Raw genomic sequence first — 23337 nt, forward strand, 5'->3', positions numbered from 1 at the left:
GCCGCACGGTCTGACGCCGGCCCCGGCGGCGAGCCGGTCGGGCCGATCGGCTTCCTCGCGCGCGTGACCGCCGGCGTCCCGGGTAGGAACGCGGCCATGCCTCCGGACGTCGCCCCCGGGCTCCGCCCGTTCCTCCCGGAGGACGTCGGCCACACCGTCGTCGACTCCGACGACCCGTCGGTCCACGACACGGCTCGCGACGTCGGGGTGCCGGCGTGAACGCCCTGCTGCAACGGCTGGCCGGGCGCGCCCGGCCGGAGCCGCGGGGGACGCTGCGCGTGGTGGACCCGAACCCGCTCAACTGGCTGTACATCACCTACAACACCGTCGAGGAGCCGGTCCGGGTCACCCGGCGCGGCAAGGTCCGTCCCGCGGCGATGAGCTCCTACCGCTGGCGAGGGAACCGCACCCTGGAGATCCGGGTGCGCCGTGGCGAGCGGTTCGCCGACGGCACAGCCCTCGACGCCCGCTCGGTGCACCGCGCGTACACCGAGCAGGCACGGTGGCACTCCCCGCACCCACCCGGCACCCACTTCAACATCGACCCGCGCACCCGTGCGGAGGTCGTCGACGAGCGCACCGTGCGGCTGCATCTCCCCGAGCCCGACGGGCTGGTGCTGGGCAAGCTGCGCGCCACGCACGTCATGAGCGAGCGGTTCTGGCGCGACCTCGGATTCGGCTACGCCCGCGACGAGACCGGCGAGGGCCACTGGTAGGTGATCGACGCACCGGGGCCGTGGGCCTCCGGACCGTTCACCCTCGTCGAGGGCCGCTCGCTCATCGCCACCGAGCCGGTGGTCACCGACGGCGAGGACCAGACCTGGCTGCAGACCCAGGACCGCTCCCCCACCGTGCGACTGCGCGCCAACCCGCACTACTGGGACCGGGTCCGCGGGCCACGGGTGCGCGAGGTCGAGTTCCGCAACGACCTCGACCGCTCCCGGGCGCTCGACCTCGTGTGCGACACCGTCGGCGAGGTCGACATCGTCACCGAGGTCCCGCACCGGGAGGCCGTCCGTGTCCGCCGTTCACGGCACGCCCGGCTGGTGGCCGTGAACGCCGTGCGGGCGCTGGCCGGGGCGATCGACCGCGGCGCCGACGGCCTGCCGCTGGCCGACGTCCGTGCCCGGCGCGCGCTCAACCTGGCCGTCGACCGCGCCGCGCTGGTGCACGACCTGTTCGGCGGGCACGCCCGGCCGCTGGCCGGTCTCACCCCGCCGACGGCGCTCACCACCCTGCACCGGGCGCCCGGGCGGCTGCGGCCGTACCCGTACGACCCGTCCCGGGCGGCCCGGCTGTGGCAGGAGTCGGGCGGTGCACGGCGCCCGCTGCGGCTGGCCGCCATGGCGGACTGCGAGGCGGTGGCCCACGCGGTCGCCGCCCAGTGGCACACGGTGCTGGGTCTCGCGGTCGAGGTCCGGGTGCTGCGCAGTGCCGAGGAGCAGCGCGATGCCCGGCGCCGGCAGGCGGCCAAGCTGCCCCGCGACTGGGACGTCCTGCTGCTCGAGCAGGGGTCGCAGTCCGTCGATGTCCCCCCGCTGGAGCTGCACCGGGCGTTCGCCGGCCGGTCCGGCGAGTTCCGCGCCGGGCCGGTCGACCCGGAGTTCGAGCGGCTGTTCGGGCGCCTGACCGCGCAGCGCTCGCAGGTGCGGCAGGTGCTGGCGGCCAACCGACTGGACCGGTACGTGACCGACCAGGCGCTCGCGTTGTTCCTCGTCGCGCCGCAGGTGCTCTACGCGGTCAACGAGCGCGTGCACTTCACGCCGTACGCGACGACGTTCGAGCTGGCCGACACGTCCGTCCGCCGGAGGCACTGGTCGCTCCGGTGACCTACCGGTTCGCGGCCGGGACCCGCCGACCCCGGCCGACCCCCGGGCGCGGCGTCAGTCGCGGCCCGCGTCAGCGGCCGCGGGCGTCTCCCCGCCCTCCAGGTCGCCCTCGGTGTCGAGGTAGGCCTGCTGGAGCTCGGCGAGCAGCTGCGGGTCGGGTGACTCCCACATCTTCCGGTCCACCGCCTCCAGCAGCCGCTCGGCGATGCCGTGCAGGGCCCACGGGTTGGACTTCTCCATGAACTCCCGGTTCTCCGGGTCGAGCACGTAGGTCTGCGCCAGCTTCTCGTACATCCAGTCGGCGACGACGCCGGTCGTGGCGTCGTAGCCGAACAGGTAGTCCACGGTCGCGGCGAGCTCGAAGGCGCCCTTGTAGCCGTGCCGCCGCATCGCCGCCAGCCACTTCGGGTTGACCACCCGGGCGCGGAACACCCGGGCGGTCTCCTCGGTCAGCGAGCGGGTGCGCACCTGCTCCGGCCGGGTGGAGTCGCCGATGTAGGCCTTGGGTGCGGAGCCGGTGAGCGCGCGCACCGTGGCGACCATGCCGCCGTGGTACTGGAAGTAGTCGTCGGAGTCGGCGATGTCGTGCTCGCGGGTGTCGACGTTCTTGGCGGCCACCGCGATCCGCGCGTACGCCTTCTCCATGTCCGGGCGGGCCTGGACGCCATCCAGGTCGCGGCCGTAGGCGTAGCCGCCCCACACCGCGTAGACCTCGGCGAGGTCGGCGTCGCCCCGCCAGTTGCGCGAGTCGATCAGCGGCAGCAGCCCGGCCCCGTACGCCCCCGGCTTCGAGCCGAACACCCGGGTGGTGGCCCGCCGGCGGTCGCCGTGCCCGGCGACGTCGGCGTCGACGTGGGCGCGCACGAAGTTGTCCGCCGGACCCTCGTCCAGGCCGGCGACCAGGGTGACGGCGTCGTCGAGCATGGTCACCACGTGCGGGAAGGCGTCCCGGAAGAAGCCGCTGATCCGCACCGTGACGTCGATCCGCGGCCGGCCCAGCTCGTCGAGCGGCACCGGCTCCAGCGAGGTGACGCGGCGCGACGCGTCGTCCCACACCGGCCGGACGCCGAGCAGCGCGAGCACCTCGGCGACGTCGTCACCCGAGGTGCGCATGGCCGAGGTACCCCAGACGGAGAGCCCGACCGAGCGCGGCCACTCCCCCGTGTCGGTACGGTACCGCTCCAGCAGCGAGTCGGCCATCGCCTGGCCGGTCTCCCAGGCCAGCCGCGAGGGCACCGCCCGCGGGTCCACCGAGTAGAAGTTCCGCCCCGTCGGCAGCACGTTGACCAGCCCGCGCAGCGGCGAGCCCGAGGGACCGGCGGGCACGTAACCGCCGTCGAGGGCGTGCAGCGTGGCGTCGAGCTCGTCGGTGGTGCGCGCCAGCCGGGGCACGACCTCGTCGACGGCGAAGCGCAGCACGGCCGCGACGGCGTCGTCGTCCCGGCCGAGCACTTCCCGCACGACCTCGGGGACGGCGGCCGCCGTCCAGCCGCGGCTCTCCATGCCGCCGACGAGCGCGGCGGCGAGCTCCTCCACCCGGTCGGTCTCGCGCAGGCCGGCGGTGCCGTCCTCGGCCAGGCCGAGCGCCTCGCGGAGCCCGGGCAGGGCCACCGAGCCGCCCCAGATCTGCCGGGCGCGCAGCATCGCCACGACGAGGTCGACGCGGTCCTGGCCGGCCGGCGGTGAGCCGAGCACGTGCAGCCCGTCGCGGATCTGCGAGTCCTTGATCTCGCAGAGCCACCCGTCGACGTGCAGGATCATCTCGTCGAAGTGGTCGTCCTCGGGGCGCTCGGCCAGGCCGAGGTCGTGGTCGAGCTTGGCGGCCTGCAGCAGCGTCCAGATCTGCGCGCGGACGGCGGGCAGCTTCGCCGGGTCCATGGCGGCGACGTTGGCGTGCTCGTCGAGCAACTGCTCCAGGCGCGCGATGTCGCCGTAGCTGTCGGCGCGGGCCATCGGCGGCACCATGTGGTCGACCAGCGTGGCGTGCGCCCGGCGCTTGGCCTGGCTGCCCTCGCCGGGGTCGTTGACCAGGAACGGGTAGACCAGCGGCAGGTCACCGATCGCGGCGTCGGGCCCGCAGGAGGCCGACAGCCCGACCGTCTTCCCCGGTAGCCACTCCATGTTGCCGTGCTTGCCGACGTGCACGAGGGCGTGCGCGCCGAACACCGACCGCAGCCACCAGTACGCCGCGAGGTAGTGGTGCGAGGGCGGCAGGTCGGGGTCGTGGTAGATCGCGATCGGGTTCTCGCCGAAGCCGCGCGGCGGCTGCACCATGACGACGACGTTGCCCGCGCGGAGGGCCGCGAAGACGATGTCGCCGCCGTCCACGAAGAGCGACCCGGGCGCCTCGCCCCAGTGCTCGACCATCGCCTGCCGCAGGTCGTCGGGCAGGGTGTCGAAGAAGCGCCGGTACTCGGCAGCGGGGATGCGCACCGGGTTGCCCGACAGCTGCTCCTCGGTGAGCCAGTTCTCGTCCTGGCCGCCGGCGGCGATGAGCGCGTGGACGAGCGCGTCCCCGTCGAGATCGGCGACACCGGGCAGCGCGTCGGGCCCGTCGAACGGGCCGATGTCGTAGCCGGCGCCGTGCATCGCGGCCAGCAGCCGCACCACCGACGCCGGGGTGTCCAGGCCGACGGCGTTGCCGATGCGGGCGTGCTTGGTCGGGTAGGCCGACAGCATCACGACGATCCGGCGCTCCCCCGGCGGGGTGTGCCGCAGCCGGGCGTGCGCGACGGCGGTGCCGGCCACCCGGGCGGCACGCTCGGGGTCGGCGACGTAGTGGGTGAGCCCGTCGTCGTCGGTCTCCTTGAAGGAGAACGGCACGCTGATGATCCGGCCGTCGAACTCCGGGATCGCCACCTGGTTGCCGACGTCGAGCGGCGTGAGCCCGTCGTCGTCGGCGAGCCACTCGTCGCGGGAACGGGTGAGGCACAGCCCCTGGATCACCGGCACGTCGAGCTCGGCGAGCGCACCGACGTCCCACGCGCCGTCGTCCCCACCGGCCTGGGCGGTGGCCGGCCGCGAGCCACCGGCGGCCAGCACGGTGACCACCAGCGCGTCGGCGGTGCGCAGGGCGGCGAGCAGGTCGTCGGGCACGCTGCGCAGCGAGCTCACGAAGACCGGCACGGCGCGGCCGCCGGCGTCCTCGATGGCGGTGCAGAGGGCGTCGACGAAGGCGGTGTTCCCGGCGAGGTGGTGCGCCCGGTAGTAGAGGACGGCGACCCGCGGGCCGGTGACCGTCCGCGCGGCCCGGTCGAGCAGGCCCCAGTCGGGCGCGACCGACGCCGGCTCGAAGCCCTCGCCGGTGAGCAGCACCGTGTCGGAGAGGAAGCGGTGCAGCTGGGTGAGGTTGTCCGGCCCGCCCTGGGCCAGGTAGCCGTGCGCCTCGGTGGCCACGCCCATCGGCACGGTGGAGAGCTCCATGAGCTCGGCGTCGGGCACCTGCTCCCCGCCGAGGACGACGACCGGTGCCGGCCCGGCCAGGAGCGGCGCCAGCACCTCCTCGTACTGCCGGCGGACGCCGAGGATCCGGACGACGACCAGTTCGCTGCCCTCGGTGAGCGCGGCCATGCCGGCGGCGTCGAGGCGGGCGGGGTTGCCCAGGCGCCAGCCCGCGCCGCTGGCGCGGGCCGAGAGCAGGTCGGTGTCGCTCGTGGAGAGCAGGGTGAACACGGCGGCGCCGCCTCCCTCGGGGTCCGCGCCCCGGTCCGCTGGGCACGGCAGCCGGAGTGTCTGGCTCGGCCGGGAGGCCTCACAGTGGCGGGACCGCACCGGATCTCCACCGCTGGCCGCCGCTCCGCTGACCATGGGCGGCCCGAAGGGACGGCCTCGCTGCACTGCCGTGATGTGGCCCGGACGCTACCGGGGGGTGCGCGCTCCGCGGCGCAGTACCCATGCTTCGCATCCGGGCGGTGTGCCGGAGGGGAAGCAGGGGTACCGAACGGTCCTAGCTGGGAGTCGCCATGGCACTGCGTCCGCACCTCCGCCGTACCCGCAGAGCGCCCGAGGCGCCACCGGCCGCCCCGCAGGCCCCGCCGCCCGCCCGACCCGCGCAGCAGCTGCGCGCCGAGCAGCCGGTGCGCGGCGAGCGGCTCGCGCCGGAGCACTCCCCGACCGGCGGCCGCGTGCCCGCCGTGCACCGGATCGGCGCGGTGGTCGTCGCAGCGGTGATCGCCGTCTTCGGCATCCTCGGCTTCGCCGACGGGCTGGACTTCTTCTCGACCGAGGGCGAACGGGTGCTCGGCCTCTCGTCCAACGGCCTGCTGTCCGCCATCTCCGTCGTCACCGCAGCGGTCCTGATCGCCGCCGCGGTGCGCGGGCCGCGGATCGCCTCGACGGTGATGATCGTCGTCGGGGTGCTGTTCCTGGTGTCGGCGCTGGCCAACCTCGCCGTGCTGAACACCGACCTGAACGTGCTGGCGTTCCGCTTCCCGAACGTCGTGTTCTCGGTCGTCGCCGGGCTGGTGCTGCTCGTCCTGGGCGCCTACGGGCGGGTGAGCGGGAACCTGCCGCTCGACAGCCCCTACGCCCGGCCGAGCGGCGACGAGGACGCCGCTGACGACGAGGTCGACGAAAACCCCTCGACCCCCGAGGAGTTCGCCGCCGAGAGAGCCATGCGCGAGGCCGAGGTGGCGGTCGTGCAGCACACCGCGACCCCCGACCAGCAGCGCCGCGTCGAGGCCATGGCGTCCGCGCACAGCCGGGCCGAGCGGCGCCGGCTGTGGCTTTCCTTCGACCGGCGCGCCTCCTGAGCTCCTGCGGCCCTGGCCTGCGGCGGTGGCCTACGACGCGTTCGCGGAGAGCATCGCGATCATCGAGCACGGCGTGCCGGATGCCCCGCCGAGGCTCAGCCGCCGGCGGCGGTTCGCCGCCCTGGCCGTGGACGTCGACGGCGACGTCGCCTGCACGTACTTCGCCCGCCGCGGCGTCGGCTCGGTCGCGGAGGAGACGTGGGTACTCGTGCGGCGCGGGCAGGAGTGGATGCTGCTCGGCGGCGGCGGGGGCGGCCTCGAGGACGACGACCTGGCCGACCGCCCCGCCGCGGCGGCCCTGGGCGGGCAGCTGGTCCTGACCGGGGGCGGATCGGTGCTGCGCAACGGCGGACGGTTGCTGCCGTGGGGCGCCCGGTACGCCTCGTACGCGACGCTGCGCGCGAGCCGGGAGGTCGACCGGCTGCGCGTCGGCGCCCGCCTGCTCGCGGTGCCCCGGCACGGGCACCTGGTGGTCGTCTGGGCCGGGCGCCGGCCGCCCACCGCGGAGACGCTGGCCGCCGACGGCCACCGGCTGGGGAGGCGGCGGCTCGACCTGCGGTCCCCCCGGCTCCCGGAGGTGTACCGGGACGCCCCGTGACCGCCCGGTCCGGCACATCGGACCTGGTGAGGACCAGATCGGCCCCCTACTGTGGCCCCGGTGCGGCGGGGAGGGCAGGACGACCGGCGAGGAGCCGGTCCCTCCGGGGTTACCCCGGGGTCTCGCAGCAGAGCTGGACGATGCGTCACCCGCCGGACGGCGCGCTCCGCGCACGTCCCGGCGCCTCCGTCGCGGAGCGGCTGCCCTCCCCGCCGTGCCCACCGCCGTGCTCACCGACGTGCCGGCCCGCTGGCCGGTCGGCCTCCGCGTCAGCTCCTGCGCCGGTCCCTGCGCCGGTTCCCGCGCCGGTGACGGCCGGCCGGCGCGCCGAGGTCACCGCGAGCGGCATCGCCACGGCACTGCTGGCGGGCACCTGGCGGCGCCCGCAGATGGTGCGCAGGGTCGCCATCGCGCTGGGGTACCGCCGCGCGCCCCGCTGGGTGGGCACGCTGGTCGGTGAGGTGCTCGAGGCCTACTGGCATCCGCCGGCCGACCGCCCGCGGGAGCTGGCGCTCTTCGTCCGGAGGACGGAGGGCTGGGCGCGCGGCCAGGCCGCCGATGTGCCGCCGCGGGTGGTGCGCTGGGAGCCGGTGCCGACCGCCGTCGTCCGGCCCCGGCTGCCCGGGGCGGAGCTGGCCCACCTGGGCGACCTCGCTCGGCTGCTCGACCTGGACCAGGGCGAGCTGGCCTGGTTCGCCGACGCCCGCGGCCTGGAGCGCACGGCTCCGGAGCCGCTGCGCCACTACCGCTGACGCGCGGTGGACCGCCCGGCCGGTGTGCGGCTGCTCGCCGCACCCAAGCCCCGGCTGAAGGAGATCCAGCGGCGGCTGCTGCGGCACGTCCTCGATGCGGTCCCGGTGCACGGCGCCGCACACGGCTGCGTCCCCGGCCGGTCCGTGCGGACGGCGGCCGCGCCGCACGCCGGCGCCGCCGTCGTCCTGCGGATGGACCTGGAGCACTTCTTCGGGAGCGTTCCGGCGGCCCGGGTCCACGGCCTGCTGCTCGGGCAGGCGGGGCTCCCCGAGCCGGTCGCGCACGCGATCACCGGCCTGGTGACGACGGTGCTCCCCTCCGCCGTGTGGCGGCGCGTCCCGCTGCCGGACGACGTGCGCGCCCGGGAGCGGCACCGGCGGCTCGGTACGCGGCTGGCGGTGCCGCACCTGCCGCAGGGCGCGCCGACCTCCCCTGCCCTGGCCAACCTGGTGTGCTTCCGGCTGGACCGCCGGCTGGCCGCGCTCGCCGACGCGTTCGGCGCGACCTACACCCGCTACGTCGACGACCTGACCTTCAGCGGCGGGCCGCGGGTGGGCCGCCGCCGGCTGGCCGAGCTCGTCGGCGAGATCGCGCGAGAGGAAGGGTTCCGGGTGAACGCCGCCAAGACCCGCGCGATCAGCTCGGCCCGCCGGCAGGACGTGCTCGGCATCGTCGTCAACGACCACCCGGCCCTGCCCCGCCGGGAGCGGGACGCGCTGCGCGCCCTGCTGCACAACTGCGTCACCCGCGGCTGGGCCACCCAGCTCCGCGGCCGCGACCCGGCGACCTTCCGGGACCACGTACTGGGCCGGGTGGCGTGGGCGGCGTCGGTCGACCCGGCGTCCGGTGCCCGGCTGCGCGCGCTGGCCGACCGGGTCGACTGGAGCTGAGACCGACCGCCCTCGGCGCGGGACGTAGCCTCGCGGACGCCATGTCATCAGCCGGGCCGCCCACCTCGCCGCCGCGCGACCGGGCCGACGCCTGCCCCGGGGCCCTGCAGACCCACTCCGCCGCCGACGGCGAGCTCGCGCGGGTGCGGGTCCCCGGCGGGCTGCTCCGCGCCGACCAGCTTCGCGTCCTCGCCGCGGCCGCCATCGAGCTCGGGAACGGCGCGCTGGAGCTCACCAGCCGCGGCAACGTGCAGCTCCGTGGCCTCCGGCCGGGCGCCGCAGGCGAGTTGGGCGACCGGCTGGCGGCGGCCGGGCTGCTGCCGAGCGACAGCCACGAGACGGCGCGCAACCTGCTGGGCAGCGTGCTCAGCGGGCGGGCCGGAGGTCGGCTCGACGCCCGGCCGTGGGTGCGCGCCTTCGACGCCGGCCTGTGCGCGGACCCCTCCCTCGCGGCGCTGCCGGGGCGGTTCCTGGCCACGTTCGACGACGGCCGGGGTGACGTCGCCGCGCTCGACGGCGATGTCGGCCTGCTGGCGCTCTCCCCCGGAAGCGTCGCACTCACCCTGGCCGGCGCCGACTCCGGGCTGCGCGCCGGCCCCGCCGGCGCCGTCGCTCTCGCGCTGGCCGCCACCCGGGCCTTCCTCGCCGAGCGCGCCGTGCAGGGTGGGAGCGCCTGGCGGCTGGCGGAGCTGGCGGACGGACGCGCACGGGTGGCGGCGCGGGTAGCCGGTGCGCGGGTCGGGGTACCGGCCGAGCCGCGGGTCGAGGTGCCGGCCGGTGCGCGGGTCGAGGTACCGGCCGAGCCGCAGGTGCGTCCGATCGGCGCGGTGCCGCAGGACGACGGCCGGACGGCGCTCGCCGCGGTGGTGCCCCTGGGCCGGTTGACTGCCGCCCAGCTCACGCTGCTGGCCGACCTCGCGGCGGAGGTCCAGCTGACGCCGTGGCGCGGGGTCGTGGTCCCCGATCTGGCCGACGGCTCGGCGGCTGCCCTCCTGGTCGAGGCGGGCTTGGTGCTCGACCCGGACAGCCCGTGGACCCGCGTGACCGCGTGCGCCGGGTTGCCCGGGTGCGCCAGATCGCTCGCCGACGTCCGCGCCGACGCGACCGCCGCCGTGATGGTCGGCTCCCTGCCTGCCGGTGGGGCGCGCCAGCACTGGGCCGGCTGCGAGCGCCGCTGCGGCCGACCCGGCGGGGCGGTGGTGGACGTGGTCGCCACCGGATCCGGTTACCGGATCGACGCACCGACCGCCTGACGGCGTGGGGCCGTTGTCAAGGTTGTCTCGCGATCTGTGGACAAGGACATTGACCTGCGGATTCGTGCTGCAGGTGTCGTCGACCGGCGGTAGTATTCGCACATGTGTTCGACAGGTGTGGCCGATGCGATCGACCGGCTGGCCGCCGCCTTGGATGACCTGGCCGCCCAGGACCTGACCGCTGCGTTCGGGCCGCAGCTGATCGAACGGCTGGGCCTCCTGCTGGTGGCCGGTAACCGGTTGACCGCCGAGATCGCCCGCACCGTCCGCCAGGGCGAGTTGACCGGCGCCGCCGAGCACGACGGGCAGAAGACGATGGCCTCCTGGCTGCGCGGGCACGCCCGGCTGCCGGACCCCGCCGCCAAGCGGCTGGTCGCCGCCGGGCGCGCCCTGGAAGCCCTGCCCGCGGTCGCCGCAGCGGCCGCGACCGGGGCGGTGCCCGCCGAGGCGCTGGCCGTGATCGCCCCGGTGGCCGCACCGGGCAAGCTGGCCGCCGCCGCAGCCAGGAGGTCGACCTCGCCGGCGTCGATGCCGCCCTGGCCGAGGTCGCCGCCACCCGGACGCACGAGGAGCTACGCCAGGTCATGAAGCACTACCTGGCCCGGCTGGACCCCGACGGGCCCGAACCCGACCCCACCGAGGGCCGGTCGCTGACCTTCGTCAAGCACGCCGACGGCAGCGTGAGCGGCCGGTTCGAGCTCGACGCCGTGGGCGGGGAGAAGCTGCAGACCGCGATCGAGTCGATCGTGCAGGCCAACCGCCCGGCCGGGGACACGCGCACCCGGGCTCAGCAGTCCGCCGACGCCCTCGTCCAGCTGTGCGACAACGCCCTGGCCGCCGGCGGTCTGCCGATCCTGCGCACCCACAAACCACACGTCGTGGTCCGGGTGGACCTCGAGGACCTCATCGACCCCACCGCCGCCGCCCCCGGCGCAGCCCAGACCGGCTTCGGCACCATCATCTCCGCCGCCCGCGCCCGCTGGCTGGCCTGCGACGGCGGCATCAGCCGCATCGTCATCGGCCCCGACGGCGAAGTCCTGGACTACGGCCGCCGCCAACGGGTCTCCCCACCCCCGCTGCGCCGCGCCCTGGAGGCCCGCGACCGCGGCTGCGTGTTCACCGGCTGCCACGCCCCCGCCCACTGGTGCGACGTCCACCACCTCGTCCACTGGATCGACGGCGGCCAGACCGACCTCGAGAACTGCGCACTCCTGTGCGAACGCCACCACACCAAGATCCACCACGGCTTCCGGATCGAACGCCAACCCGACGGCCGATGGCGCACCTACCGCCCCGACGGCACCGAGATCCTGATCCTCCCTCGCATCACCGAAGAACCCGAGCGATCCCGGGCTGGCTGACCGGGCGCACGCGGGCTAGACCGGGCGCGGGCTGGCTGACCGGGCGCGGGCGGGCGGCGGCCACCGACGTAGCCTCTCCGCCCGATGGTGGTCTACGAGTACGAGAAGGACGGCGCCGAGATCTACCGGCAGTCGTTCGCGACGATCCGCGCCGAGGCCGAGCTCGGCGGGCTGCCCGACGACGTCGCGCGCGTGGCGGTCCGGATGATCCACGCCTGCGGTCAGGTCGACCTGGTCGAGGACATCGCCTGCTCCCCCGCCGTCGTCCAGCGGGCGCGCGAGGCGCTCGACGCCGGCGCGCCGGTGCTGTGCGACGCCCAGATGGTGGCCAGCGGTATCACCCGGCGCCGGCTGCCCAAGGACAACGACGTCCTCTGCACCCTCGACGACCCACGCACCCCCGGGCTCGCCGCCGAGCTCGGCACCACCCGCACCGCCGCCGCGCTGGAGCTGTGGCGGGACCGCCTCGACGGCGCCGTCGTCGCCATCGGCAACGCCCCCACCGCGCTGTTCCACCTGCTCGAGATGGTCGCCGCCGGCGGTCCGCGCCCGGCCGCCGTCCTCGGCATCCCCGTCGGCTTCATCGGCGCCGCCGAGTCCAAGGACGCCCTCGCCGCCTCCGACCTCGAGTTCCTCGTCGTGCGGGGCCGCCGCGGCGGCAGCGCCATCACGGCGGCCGCGGTCAATGCGATCGCGAGCGACGCCGAATGAGTGGACAGGACCGTGAGCCGCGCAGCGAGGACCCAGCGAAGAGCGGAGCGCCCCGCGGGAGTGAACCGGGTGCGATGACCGGCCGGCTGTACGGGGTCGGGCTCGGGCCCGGCGACCCCGAGCTCGTCACCGTCAAGGCCGCCCGGCTGATCGGCGCCGCCGACGTCGTCGCCTTCCACGCCGCCCGGCACGGCCGCTCGGTGGCCCGGGCCCTCGCCGAGCCCTACCTGCGCGCCGGCCAGGTCGAGGAGCTGCTGGTCTACCCGGTCACCACCGAGACCACCGACCACCCCGGGGGCTACCAGGGCGCCATCGACGAGTTCTACGAGGCGGCCGCCGCCCGGCTCGCCGCGCACCTGGACGCCGGCCGCGACGTCGTCGTCCTCGCCGAGGGCGACCCGCTCTTCTACGGCTCCTACATGCACATGCACAAGCGGCTGGCGCACCGCTACCCCACCGAGGTCGTCCCCGGCGTCACCAGCGTGACCGCGGCCGCCGCGGCCGTCGGGCGCCCGCTGGTCGAGCGCGACGAGGTGCTCACCGTCCTCCCCGGCACGCTCCCCGCCGACGAGCTCGCCGCCCGCCTCGCCGCCACCGACTCGGCGGCGGTCATGAAGCTCGGCCGCACCTTCCCCCAGGTGCGCGAGGCCTTCGAGCGCGCCGGCGTCCTCGACCGCGCCCTCTACGTCGAGCGGGCCACCACCGACCGCCAGCGCTGCCTGCCGCTGGCCGAGGTCGACCCGGCGAGCGTCCCGTACTTCTCCCTCGCCCTGCTGCCCAGCCCGCTCACCCCTCAGGTCACCCGACCGGCGCCGGAGGCCGGCCGGCCGACCGACGCCGGTGAGGTGGTCGTCGTCGGCCTCGGTCCCGGCGCCCGCAGCTGGACGACCCCCGAGGCCGCCGAGGCGCTCGCCGCCGCCGACGACCTGGTCGGCTACGGCCCCTACCTCGACCGCGTCGCGGTCAACCCGCGCCAGACCCGCCACGCCAGCGACAACCGCGTCGAGGCCGACCGCGCCGCCCACGCGCTGACGCTGGCGCAGCAGGGCCGCCGGGTCGCGGTCGTCTCCAGCGGCGACCCCGGGGTCTTCGCCATGGCCGCCGCGGTGCTCGAGGTCGCCGAGCGCCCCGAGTTCACCGGCGTCCCGGTGCGGGTCGTCCCCGGTCTCACCGCCGCGCAGGCGGTCGCGTCCCGGGTCGGCGCCCCGCTGGGCCACGACTTCTGCGTGCTCTCGCTCTCCGACGTCCTCAAGCCGTGGGAGGTGATCGTCGACCGGCTGCGCCACGCCGCCGCCGCCGACCTGGTCATCGCCCTCTACAACCCGCGCTCCAGGCACCGCCCCCACCAGCTCGGCGAGGCGCTGCGGGTGCTGCTGGAGGCGCGCCCGCCGCAGACCGTGGTGGTCGTCGGCCGCGACGTCGGCGGGCCGGAGGAGACCGTCCGGGTCACCGCCCTCGGCACGCTCGACCCCGCGACCGTCGACATGCGCTGCCTGGTGCTCGTCGGCTCCTCGCAGACCCGCGTCACGCCGTCGGGCGCGGTCTACACCTCCCGCAGCTACCCGCGCTGACACACCGCGGCGCGGGAATGCCGGCGCGATCGTTGCCCTTGGCCACCATCGTGGCTGCACCGACCCTCCGCCGGAACCCCGCGTTCCGGACCGCCGCCGGCCTGCTCATCCTGGTCCTGGCCGCGTCGGGCGTCCCCACGCCGCTGTACCGCGTCTACCAGGAGCAGTTCGGCTTCGGCCCCGGGATGCTGACCACCGTCTTCGGCATCTACGCCCTGGCCCTGCTCGCCGCGCTGCTGGTGGTGGGCGGCCTCTCCGACCACGTCGGACGGCGACCGGTGCTGGCCGGCGGGCTGCTGCTGCAGGCGGTCTCGATGGTCGTCTTCCTCGCCGCGGACAGCGTCGGCTGGCTGCTCGCCGCCCGGGTGCTGCAGGGCCTCTCCATGGGCGTCCTGACCGGCACCCTCGGCGCGGTGCTGCTGGACACCCAGCGCCCGGCCCGCCCACTGGGCGCCCTGCTCAACAGCGCCGCCCCGGGTCTGGGCCTGTCGGTCGGCGCGGTCGGCGCCGGCCTCGTCGTCGAGTACGTCGCCTCGCCCGCCCGCTGGGTGTTCGGCGTGCTCGCCGTCGTCCTGCTGGTCGCGGCGGCGGCCGTAGTGCTCCTGCCCGAGACCTCGCCCCGCGCCCCCGGGGCGCTCCGCTCGCTGCGCCCGACGGTCCGCGTCCCGCGCTCGCAGCGGCCGGCGTTCCTCGCCGTGCTGCCGGTCATGGTCGCCGCCTGGGCGCTGGGCGGCCTCTACCTGTCGCTTGGGCCGTCCCTCGTCGCCGGCGTGTTCGGCATCGAGGACCACCTGGTGGGCAGCCTCATGGTCCTGGCCATGCACGGCTCCGGCGGCGTCGCCGCCATCCTGGGCCGCGACCTCGCCGCGGAGCGGGCCATGGTCGGCGGCGCCACCCTCTTCGCCGGCGGCGTCACCGGCACGATCGCCGCACTGCTCACCGGCCAGGTCGCCGTGCTCTTCGTCTCCGCGGTCGTCTCGGGGCTCGGCTTCGGCCTGTCGTTCCTCGGCTCCGTCGCGACCGCCAGCGCCGGCGTCGACCCCGCCGAGCGCGCCGGGCTGCTGTCCAGCATCTTCGTCGTCGGCTACCTCAGCTTCAGCGTGCCCGCGGTCGTCGCCGGGGCGGCCACCGGGGCCTTCGGCCTGGAGACGGTCACCGAGGTGTACGCGGCCGTGCTCGTCGTCCTCGCGCTGACCGCGATCGCCGGGGTGCGGGTGCGCCGCCGCCGCGCCGGGCCCGCCGGGGCGACGACCGGCGCGGCAGCGGAACGGCTCCCGGCCTGACGATCAGCGGCCGGGGTAGGGCTGCGCCTTGAGTGCCTTGGCCAGGTGCGCGGCGTTCTCGGCCAGGGTCGCGGTCGTGGAGGCGACCGCCTCGGGCGTCTCGTCGAGGTCCTTGTAGTCGGTGCCGCCCATGGCCTGGTCGTTCCAGTAGGTCGCCCCCTGCGCCGGGATCGTGAAGCCGATGTCGTCCAGGCCCTGGAACAGGTCGGCGACGATCTTGTGTGCGCCGTCCTCGTTGCCGACGACGGAGACGACCGCCACCTTGCCGGTGACCTTCGGCCGGCCCGAGTCGTCGGTCTCGGAGAGCTCGCCGTCGAGGCGCTCCAGCACCCGCTGGGCGACGCTGCTCATGTGCCCCACCCACGTCGGCGTGGACACGACGAGGATGTCGGCGGCCATCATCTGCTCGCGGATCGCGGGCCACTGGTCGCCCTCGCCCATGTCCACCTCGACGCCGGGCTTGACGTCGTGGTCGACGACCCGGACGACATCGCCGGTGACGCCGTGCTTCTCCAGCTCCCCCAGGATCTGGCGGGCGATCAGGTCGCTGCTCGACGGTGCGGGCGTGGGCTTGAGGCTGCAGACGAGGGCCAGTGCGCGAAGCGGTGCGGATTCGGTCATGCCGGTGCACTGCCCCGCTGACCTGCATCGACACACATGACGATCAGATTGCGCGCGACCGGATCCAGCCCCGCGCCTCGTCCACCGTCGCCACCACCGGGACGCCGGTCGGCAGCGGTGGCCGGCGCACCAGCACCACCGGCACCCCGCGCTCCCGGGCCGCGGTGAGCTTGGCCACCGTCATCGGGCCGCCGCTGTCCTTGGTGACGACGACGTCGACGGCGTGCTCGCGCAGCAGAGCCAGCTCGTCGTCGAGGCTGAACGGGCCGCGCGCGAGGACGGTGGTGGTGCGCGCCGGCAACGGCGGCTCCGGCGGGTCGACGGAGCGGACGACGCAGTGGGCCGCCAGCCCGGCGAAGGCGGCCAGCCCCTGGCGGCCCGTGGTGAGGAAGACGCAGTCGAACCCCTGCACCGCCTCCGCCGCCCCGGCCAGCGAGTCGACCCACCGCCAGTCGTCGCCCGGCTGCGCGGACCAACCCGGCCGCTGCAGGCGCAGCAGGGGCACCCCGGTGGCGCCGGCGGCCGCGGCGGCGGAGGCGGTCATCGCGGTGGCGAACGGGTGCGTCGCATCGACGACCGCGTCCACCGGGTTCGCCCGCAGCCACTCCGCGAGACCTTCTGCGCCGCCGAATCCGCCGATCCGGACCTTCCCGGCTGGCAGCGCCGGTTCGGCGACCCGTCCGGCCAGCGAGCTGACGACGTCGACCCCGTCGGCCACCAGCGCCGACGCCAGCCGCCGCGCCTCCCCGGTGCCGCCGAGGACCAGCACCCGGCCGGTCACCCGAGGTCGCCGTGCATGCTGGTCGGGTGGCGAAAACGACCGGCACCGGCCTGCGCCCGGGCTGGACCACCGGCGCCTGCGCAACCGCCGCCGCCACCGCCGCCTACACCGCCCTGCTCACCGGCGAGTTCCCCGACCCGGTGACGATCGACCTGCCGAAGGACCGGCACCCGGCGTTCGCGCTGGCCACCGAGCGCCTGGACGACGACGCCGCCACCGCGGGCGTGGTCAAGGACGCCGGTGACGACCCCGACGTCACCCACGGCGCGCTCGTCTCCGTGCGGGTGACGCACGGCGCGCCGGGCAGCGGGGTCAGCTTCCGGGCCGGCGAGGGCGTGGGCACGGTGACCAAGCCCGGGCTGCCGCTGGCCGTCGGCGAGCCGGCGATCAACCCGATGCCCCGGCAGTTCATCCGCGAGCACGTGGCCGCGGTCGCCGCGCGGCACGAGGGTACCGGCGACGTCGTCGTCGAGGTGTCGGTGGAGCACGGCGCGGAGCTGGCCCGGCGCACCTGGAACCCGCGGCTGGGCATCCTCGGCGGGCTGTCGATCCTCGGCACCACCGGCGTCGTCGTCCCGTACTCGTGCTCGGCGTGGATCGATTCGATCCGCCGGGGCATCGACGTCGCCCGCGCCGCCGGGCACCCGCACGTCGCCGCCTGCACCGGCAGCACCAGCGAACGCGTCGTCGTCGAGCGGTTCGGCCTGCCCGAGGACGCGCTGCTGGACATGGGCGACTTCGCCGGCGCCGTCCTGAAGTACCTGGGCCGCCACCCCGTGCCGCGGCTGACGATCGCCGGCGGCATCGGCAAGCTCGCCAAGCTCGCCGACGGGCACCTGGACCTGCACTCCGGCCGCTCGCAGGTGTCCTTCGCGTCGCTGGCGGACCGCGTCCGCGGGGCCGGCGGGGCACCGGGCCTCGTCGACGGCGTGCGGAACGCCAACACGGCGCTGGACGCGCTGCAGCAGTGCCGCGCGGCCGGCCTGCCGCTGGGTGACCTGGTGGCCGCCGCCGCGCGGGGGACGGCGCTCGGCGTGCTGCGCGGCGCCCCGGTCGAGGTCGACGTGCTCGTGATCGACCGCGCCGGCACGGTGGTCGGGTCGGCCTAGCGGCATCGGGCGGTCGAGTACAGGTGGCTGTCGGGGAACTCCCCCGCGGTCAGCACGGAACCGACGATGACCACCGCCGTGCGCCGCACCCCGGCGGCCTCGACCTGGGCGGCGATGTCGGCCAGCGTGCCGCGCAGCACCAGCTCGTCGTCGCGGCTGGCGCGGGCGACGACCGCGACCGGGCAGTCCGCGCCGTAGGCGGGCACCAGCTCGGGCGCCAGCTCGGCGATCCGCTGCACGGCCAGGTGCAGCACCAGCGTCGCGCGGGAGGCGCCGAGGGTCGCCAGGTCCTCCCCCGGCGGCATCGGCGTCGACCGGGCCGAGGTACGGGTCAGGATCACCGTCTGCCCGACGCCGGGCACGGTCAGCTCCCGCTTGAGCGAGGCGGCCGCGGCGGCGAAGGCCGGCACGCCCGGGACGACGTCGTAGGGCACGCCCGCGGCGTCCAGCCGGCGCATCTGCTCGGCCATCGCGCTGTACACCGACGGGTCGCCGGAGTGCAGCCGGGCGACGTCGAGCCCGGCCTCGTGCGCGGCGACCAGCTCGGCGGTGATCTCGTCGAGGTCGAGGTCCGCGGTGTCCACCAGCCGCGCGCCGGGCGGAGCGGTGTCCAGCAGCTCCCGCGGCACCAGCGCGCCGGCGTAGAGGCACACCGGCGCCGCCGCGATGATCCGCGCCGCCCGCACGGTGACCAGGTCCGCGGCGCCCGGGCCGGCGCCGATGAAGTGCACCGTCATCGCTTGACCCCCGACCAGATCGTCACGGGCATGGCCGCCTTCCAGCCGGTGAAGCCGCCCACGGGGGCGGCGGTGGCGACGCCGAGCCGCACCAGCTCGCCGCCGTGCCGGGCGTACTGCTCGGCCAGCACCGCCTCGCTCTCCAGCGTGACGGCGTTGACCACCAGCCGCCCGCCGGACCGCAGCGCGGCCCAGCACGCATCGAGCACGCCGGGCAGGGTCGCCCCGCCGCCGACGAACACCGCGTCCGGCGCGGCCAGCTCGGCCAGGGCCCCGGGCGCGGCGCCGAGCACGACCTCCAGCCCAGGGACACCGAGCCGCGCGGCGTTGCGCCCGATCCGCTCCGCCCGCGCGGGGTCGCGCTCCACGGCCACCGCCCGGCAGGAGGGGTGGGTGCGCATCCACTCGATGCCGATCGACCCGGCGCCGGCCCCGACGTCCCAGAGCAGCTGCCCGGGCAGCGGGGCCAGCCGGGCCAGGGTGACCGCGCGGACGTCGCGCTTGGTCAGCTGGCCGTCGTGCTCGTAGGCGTCGTCCGGCAGCCCGGGAAGGGCCGGCAGCGGCACGGTCCCGGGATCGGCGGCCACCTCGACGGCGGTGAGCACCAGCGGGTCGGTCTCCGGGTGCGGCCACCCGGCCGCGGTGCCCGTGACGGCGCGCTCCGCCGGGCCGCCGAGCTGCGCCAGCGCCGTGAGCCGGCTGGCGCCCAGCCCGAGCGACGCCAGCAGCGCCGCGACCGCGGCCGGCGTCGACCCGTCCGAACCGAGCACCAGCAGCCGCCGGCCGGGGGTGGCGTGGGGGGTGACCAGCTCGACGGGGCGGCCGACCACGGAGACCACCTGCGCCTCCTCCACCGCCCAGCCCAGCCGCGCGCAGGCCAGCGTGACCGACGACGGGTGCGGCACGAGCTCGACCGCCCGCGGGCCCAGCGCCCGCACCAGCGAGGTGCCGATGCCGGAGAGCATCGGGTCGCCGCTGGCCAGCACGACCACCCGCCGCCCGGGGTGCTCCCGCGGGAGCCCGGCCAGCGCCGGCCCCAGCGGCGAGGGCCAGGGCACCCGCTCGGCGGCCACCTCCGGCGGGACGAGCGCCAGCTGGCGGGCGCTGCCGCGCAGCACCTCGGCGCTGGTGATCGCCGACCGAGCCCGCGGGGAGAGCCCGTCCCAGCCGTCGGCGCCGACGCCGACCACCACGATCGGGCGGTCCGCGGGGTCCTCGGCGTCGGGCACGGGCGCCGATCCTAGGGATGCGCCGGGATCAGAACGGCACCAGCTGGCCCAGCAGGCCGGAGCCGCTGCCCCTGCCCGAGAGCACCCGGCAGAACTCGACGGCGTCGAGCTCGAGCTGCTCGCCGCCCGTCCCCGACGACCACTGCCCGCCGGCCGGCCCGGTGAGGGTGAGCCCGTACGGCCGGCCGTGCCGCTGCGCCCACTCCGCCACGACGTCGGCGACCAGGACCCCGTCGTGCCCGGGCGTGAGCTCCGGTTCGCGCCCCGACGCGCGGCTGACGTCGATCCGGTGCATCCAGACGTCGCGGGTCAGCACGACGTCGAGCAGGAAGCCGATCCGCCAGTGCTCCCGGATGGCACCGTTGACCTGCTCCTCGGGCAGCTTCGCCCGGCCCACGACCCGGGACAGCCGGCGTCGACCCCGCACGGCCCGAGGCGCGGTGGCCTCGAGAGCGGCGACGATGGCCGGGCCGTCCTGGTCGGCGTGCGCGCGGACCTGCACACCGGTCAGCGCGTCGATGCCGCCGCCGGCCTTGCCGGCGAGACGGTTCTGCCGGGCCATCTCCCGCACCGAGGCGGCCATCTCCGCCATCCCGAGGACGTGTGCGGCCATGGCCCGGACGTCCCAGCCCGGGCAGTCGGTGGCCCGGCGCCAGTCGGCCGGGTCCAGGTCGCGGAGGAGGACGAGCATGCGCTCGTACTCCGTGGCGGCGAGCCGGTAGGCGGTGGCCCTGTCCAGCGCGGCGGACCGCGGGCGGGGACGGGCGGGAGCAGGAGCGGGAGCGGTCACGACGGACCTCCGGGGATCAGCGGGCGGACGGGTTGCTGCGGTGGTGGCCGAGCCACATGTCCATGACGTCGGGCAGGACGGCGGTGAAGGTGCCGGACTCGAACGGCTCGTCGGGCGCATTGGACAGCTGCTGGGAGATGACCCCGCCGACCAGCGCCGTCCAGGTGCGGTAGGCACGGTCGACGTCGACGTCCGCGGCGAGGTGCCCGGCGTCCCGCAGCCGGACGAGCAGCACGCGGGAGGCGGCGTCGAGCTCGACGGCCGGCTCGTAGGCCCGCGCCGAGGGCGTGAAGCCGGGCACCGGGCGCCAGAACATGAGCGCCGAGTGGGCGGGATGCTCGACCGCCCAGCGGACCAGGACGGCGGTGCCCTCACGCCAGGCGGTGAGGGGGTCGGCGCCGTCCCCGGTGGCCCCGGCCTGCTCGAGCACCCTCTGCAGGGCGCGCCACCCCCGCTCGAAGAGCGCGTCGTACAGGGCGTGCTTGCCGTCGAAGTACCCGTAGAGGGACGGCGGGCGGATGCCCATCCGGCGGGCGACCTCACCGAGGGTCAGCCCGGCGACGCCCTGCTCGGTCATGACCGCGACGGCGACGTCGAGGATCTCCTCGATCGTCTCCTGCCGCCGCCGCTGCCGGCGGTCGAGCGCACCTGCTGCGGCCACGGCGGCAGTGTGGCCCTAATGACGTTAGGAAGTCAACGCATTCGTAGGTTCGAGTCGGGGAGGGGTACCCGTGGCCCGGCGGGCGTCGCCGTGGTCTGATGGCGCCGCCACACGCGACGGCAGTGGAGGAAGCCCGGTGAGATCCCGGCGCGGTCCCGCCACTGTGACCGGGGAGCCCGTCCCCACGCTCGGCCACTGCGCCCCAAGGGTTCCGCCCGAGGGACGCGGGAAGGTCGGGGACGGGTGTCGATCCGGGAGCCAGGAGACTCCAGCCGTCGTCCCTGCCACCTCCGGGCGTGGACACCCGGGGAGAGGACGCGTGCCATGCGCGGGTACCCCGCATGAGCTTTCCCTTCACCGCCGTCGTCGGCATGGACGACCTGCGCCTGGCCCTGCTGCTCAACGCCGTCTCCCCCGCCGTGGGCGGCGTCCTCGTGCGGGGTGAGAAGGGCACCGCGAAGTCGACCAGCGTCCGCGCGCTGGCCGCCGTCCTGCCGCCGGTCGACGTCGTGGCCGGCTGCCGCTTCGGCTGCGACCCGGCCGCCCCGGACCCGGCCTGCCCCGACGGCCCGCACGAGCCCGGCGCCGCCGCGCGCACCCGGGCAGCCCGGCTGGTCGAGCTGCCGGTGGGCGCCTCGGAGGACCGCCTGGTCGGCTCGCTGGACCTGGAGCGGGCGCTGACCGAGGGGGTCAAGGCCTACGAGCCGGGGCTGCTCGCCGCCGCGCACCGCGGCATCCTCTACGTCGACGAGGTCAACCTGCTGCACGACCACCTGGTCGACCTGCTGCTCGACGCCGCCGCCCTGGGCACCGCGTACGTCGAGCGGGAGGGCGTCTCCGTGCGGCACGCGGCCCGGTTCCTGCTGGTCGGCACGATGAACCCCGAGGAGGGCGAGCTCCGCCCCCAGCTGCTGGACCGCTTCGGGCTGACCGTGGAGGTCGCCGCCCCGCGCGACCCCGACGTGCGGGCCGAGGTCGTGCGCCGCCGGTTCGCCTCCGACGCCGACCCCGCGGGCTTCGCCGCGCAGTGGGCCGCCGAGGAGACCGCGCTGGCCGCCCGCATCGCCGGCGCCCGCGCCCGCCTGCCCCGCGTCATCCTCTCCGACGCCGCGCTGCGCCAGGTCACCGCCGTCTGCGCCGCCTTCGACGTCGACGGGCTGCGCGCCGACCTCGTCACCGCTCGCGCCGCGATCGCGCACGCCGCCTGGTGCGGCCGGGAGGAGGTCACCGAGGACGACGTCCGCGTCGCCGCCCGGCTGGCGCTCCCGCACCGGCGCCGGCGCAACCCCTTCGACGCCCCGGGGCTGGACGACGACACGCTCGACGAGGCGCTGGCCGACTCCCGTCCCGACGACGACTCCCAGCCCCCCGAGGGCGGCGGCCCGGACGACGACGGCCCGGACGGCGGCGGGGACGACGGCGGCCCGGACCCAGGCATAGGAAGCAATACCGGCGGATCCAGCGCCGATACGCAGGTGAAGGATCCTTTGCCTGACGACGGCGACGGGGCGGGCGGGCCGACGACCGCCCCGCGCGGTGAGGGCGGCGGGCACGCCGACGCCGCACCCGCCCCCGAGAAGGCCGCGGTCGCGCCGGCCGACCCGTTCCGCACCCGGCGGCTGGAGGTACCGGGCATCGGTGCCGGGGCCGCGGGCCGGCGGTCGCGGGCCCGGGCCGAGCGCGGCCGCGTGGTCGGCTCGACCCGCCCCGAGGGCAGCGTCACGAAGCTGCACCTGGCCGGCACCGTGCTCGCCGCCGCCCCCCACCAGCGGGCCCGCGGCCGCAGCGGACCGGGCCTGCTGGTCGAGCGCGACGACCTGCGCCAAGCCGTGCTCGAGGGCCGCGAGGGCAACCTCGTGCTGTTCGTCGTCGACGCCAGCGGCTCGATGGGCGCCCGCTCGCGCATGGCCGCGGTCAAGGGCGCCGTCCTGTCGCTGCTGCTGGACGCCTACCAGCGCCGCGACAAGGTCGGGCTGATCACCTTCCGCGGCGGCGAGGCCGAGCTGGCGCTGCCGCCGACCTGGTCGGTGGAGGCCGCCGCCGCCCGGCTGACCGGTCTGCCCACCGGCGGGCGTACCCCGCTGGCGGCCGGGCTGCTGGAGGCGCACCGCACCCTGGCCCTGGAACGGGTCCGCGACCCCCGGCGCCGGCCGCTGCTGGTCGCCGTCACCGACGGCCGGGCCACCGGCGCGCGCGGCGGCGACCACCTGGGCGAGGCCCGCCGGGCCGCCGGCCTGCTCGCCGCCGCCGGCGTCGCGGGCGTCGTCGTCGACTGCGAGTCCGGGCCGGTGCGGCTGGGCCTGGCCGCGTCGCTGGGCGCGGCGCTCGGCGCGCGGACGATGCGCCTGGAGGAGCTGGGCGCCGAGGCGCTGGCCGCCACCGTCCGCGACGCACGAAAGGCGGCCTGAG

Annotated in this window: 22 protein-coding genes and 1 riboswitch; of the genes, 15 read left to right on the forward strand and 7 right to left on the reverse strand. The window is 76.3% G+C overall.

All coding sequences use genetic code 11. The features are described from left to right. Positions 1-96: 96 nt before the first annotated feature. Genes QOZ88_RS03610 through QOZ88_RS03620 form a run of 3 tightly spaced genes read left to right on the forward strand, consistent with a single transcriptional unit; the run spans position 97 to position 1829 of the window. On the forward strand, positions 97-219 hold the full coding sequence (locus QOZ88_RS03610; RefSeq protein WP_305998425.1) for a hypothetical protein: 123 nt from the start codon (positions 97-99) through the stop codon (positions 217-219). Next, complete coding sequence (locus QOZ88_RS03615) at positions 216-716, forward strand: periplasmic substrate-binding domain-containing protein (protein WP_244523843.1); 501 nt, start codon at positions 216-218, stop codon at positions 714-716. The genes QOZ88_RS03610 and QOZ88_RS03615 overlap by 4 nt, the downstream gene beginning before the upstream one ends. Beyond that, positions 717-1829, forward strand: coding sequence for an ABC transporter substrate-binding protein (locus QOZ88_RS03620; protein WP_305998426.1), 1113 nt, complete (start codon positions 717-719; stop codon positions 1827-1829). A gap of 54 nt (positions 1830-1883) precedes the next feature. On the opposite strand, the gene cobN is transcribed toward QOZ88_RS03620, so the two are convergent. Then, positions 1884-5501: a cobaltochelatase subunit CobN gene (gene cobN / locus QOZ88_RS03625; RefSeq protein WP_305998427.1), complete on the reverse strand. Its 3618-nt coding sequence runs from the start codon at positions 5499-5501 to the stop codon at positions 1884-1886. Between the two features lie 290 nt (positions 5502-5791). Here cobN and QOZ88_RS03630 point away from each other — a divergent pair, with 290 nt between their 5' ends. From QOZ88_RS03630 to QOZ88_RS03670, 10 genes are all read left to right on the forward strand, one after another. Beyond that, positions 5792-6580, forward strand: a complete 789-nt coding sequence (locus QOZ88_RS03630) for a DUF4383 domain-containing protein (RefSeq protein ID WP_305998428.1) — start codon at positions 5792-5794, stop codon at positions 6578-6580. 25 nt (positions 6581-6605) lie between these two features. Then, positions 6606-7178, forward strand: coding sequence for a hypothetical protein (locus tag QOZ88_RS03635; RefSeq protein ID WP_305998429.1), 573 nt, complete (start codon positions 6606-6608; stop codon positions 7176-7178). Between the two features lie 308 nt (positions 7179-7486). Continuing rightward, positions 7487-7930: a hypothetical protein gene (locus QOZ88_RS03640; protein ID WP_305998430.1), complete on the forward strand. Its 444-nt coding sequence runs from the start codon at positions 7487-7489 to the stop codon at positions 7928-7930. Positions 7931-7936: 6 nt separating this feature from the next. Further along, complete coding sequence (locus tag QOZ88_RS03645) at positions 7937-8821, forward strand: reverse transcriptase family protein (RefSeq protein WP_305998431.1); 885 nt, start codon at positions 7937-7939, stop codon at positions 8819-8821. 41 nt (positions 8822-8862) lie between these two features. Then, on the forward strand, positions 8863-10074 hold the full coding sequence (gene cobG, locus QOZ88_RS03650; protein WP_305998432.1) for a precorrin-3B synthase: 1212 nt from the start codon (positions 8863-8865) through the stop codon (positions 10072-10074). Positions 10075-10176: 102 nt separating this feature from the next. Beyond that, on the forward strand, positions 10177-10662 hold the full coding sequence (locus QOZ88_RS23110; RefSeq protein WP_319946870.1) for a hypothetical protein: 486 nt from the start codon (positions 10177-10179) through the stop codon (positions 10660-10662). Continuing rightward, complete coding sequence (locus tag QOZ88_RS03655) at positions 10611-11435, forward strand: HNH endonuclease signature motif containing protein (protein WP_319946871.1); 825 nt, start codon at positions 10611-10613, stop codon at positions 11433-11435. Before QOZ88_RS23110 ends, QOZ88_RS03655 begins: the two co-directional genes overlap by 52 nt. 84 nt (positions 11436-11519) lie before the next feature. Next, the gene (locus tag QOZ88_RS03660) at positions 11520-12146 is read left to right on the forward strand and encodes a precorrin-8X methylmutase (protein WP_305998433.1); all 627 of its coding nucleotides are present in this window, start codon (positions 11520-11522) and stop codon (positions 12144-12146) included. 74 nt (positions 12147-12220) lie between these two features. Further along, on the forward strand, positions 12221-13717 hold the full coding sequence (locus QOZ88_RS03665) for a precorrin-2 C(20)-methyltransferase (RefSeq protein ID WP_305998434.1): 1497 nt from the start codon (positions 12221-12223) through the stop codon (positions 13715-13717). Between the two features lie 50 nt (positions 13718-13767). Continuing rightward, positions 13768-15000: an MFS transporter gene (locus QOZ88_RS03670; protein ID WP_305998435.1), complete on the forward strand. Its 1233-nt coding sequence runs from the start codon at positions 13768-13770 to the stop codon at positions 14998-15000. A gap of 3 nt (positions 15001-15003) precedes the next feature. Here the strand turns inward: QOZ88_RS03670 and QOZ88_RS03675 are convergent, their stop codons facing one another. Together QOZ88_RS03675 and QOZ88_RS03680 are read right to left on the reverse strand one after the other, a co-directional pair. Beyond that, entirely contained in the window at positions 15004-15621 is a 618-nt protein-coding gene (locus tag QOZ88_RS03675) for a flavodoxin family protein (RefSeq protein WP_305998436.1), read from the reverse strand. Between the two features lie 43 nt (positions 15622-15664). Then, entirely contained in the window at positions 15665-16402 is a 738-nt protein-coding gene (locus QOZ88_RS03680) for a cobalt-precorrin-6A reductase (protein WP_305998437.1), read from the reverse strand. A 26-nt stretch (positions 16403-16428) separates the two neighbouring features. Between QOZ88_RS03680 and QOZ88_RS03685 the strand changes: the two genes are divergently transcribed. Further along, entirely contained in the window at positions 16429-17511 is a 1083-nt protein-coding gene (locus tag QOZ88_RS03685) for a cobalt-precorrin-5B (C(1))-methyltransferase (protein ID WP_305998438.1), read from the forward strand. Here the strand turns inward: QOZ88_RS03685 and cobM are convergent. Genes cobM through QOZ88_RS03705 form a run of 4 tightly spaced genes read right to left on the reverse strand, consistent with a single transcriptional unit; the run spans position 17508 to position 20928 of the window. Continuing rightward, positions 17508-18248, reverse strand: a complete 741-nt coding sequence (gene cobM / locus QOZ88_RS03690) for a precorrin-4 C(11)-methyltransferase (protein ID WP_305998439.1) — start codon at positions 18246-18248, stop codon at positions 17508-17510. The genes QOZ88_RS03685 and cobM overlap by 4 nt on opposite strands. Next, positions 18245-19477 carry a precorrin-6y C5,15-methyltransferase (decarboxylating) subunit CbiE gene (cbiE, locus tag QOZ88_RS03695; RefSeq protein ID WP_305998440.1) on the reverse strand — a complete coding sequence of 411 codons (1233 nt, stop codon included), beginning with the start codon at positions 19475-19477 and terminating at the stop codon, positions 18245-18247. The genes cobM and cbiE overlap by 4 nt, the downstream gene beginning before the upstream one ends. Before the next feature lie 28 nt (positions 19478-19505). After that, entirely contained in the window at positions 19506-20267 is a 762-nt protein-coding gene (locus tag QOZ88_RS03700) for a maleylpyruvate isomerase family mycothiol-dependent enzyme (protein WP_305998441.1), read from the reverse strand. Between the two features lie 16 nt (positions 20268-20283). Continuing rightward, positions 20284-20928: a TetR/AcrR family transcriptional regulator gene (locus QOZ88_RS03705; protein ID WP_305998442.1), complete on the reverse strand. Its 645-nt coding sequence runs from the start codon at positions 20926-20928 to the stop codon at positions 20284-20286. A 126-nt stretch (positions 20929-21054) separates the two neighbouring features. Then, positions 21055-21196: riboswitch (cobalamin riboswitch) on the forward strand. Between the two features lie 73 nt (positions 21197-21269). Between QOZ88_RS03705 and QOZ88_RS03710 the strand changes: the two genes are divergently transcribed. After that, a complete protein-coding gene (locus QOZ88_RS03710) occupies positions 21270-23336 on the forward strand; it encodes a putative cobaltochelatase (RefSeq protein WP_305998443.1) in 2067 nt (688 codons plus the stop codon). Position 23337 lies beyond the last annotated feature (1 nt).

The organism is Blastococcus carthaginiensis, from assembly GCF_030731085.1.
GTDB classification, from domain to species: Bacteria; Actinomycetota; Actinomycetes; order Mycobacteriales; family Geodermatophilaceae; genus Blastococcus; species Blastococcus carthaginiensis.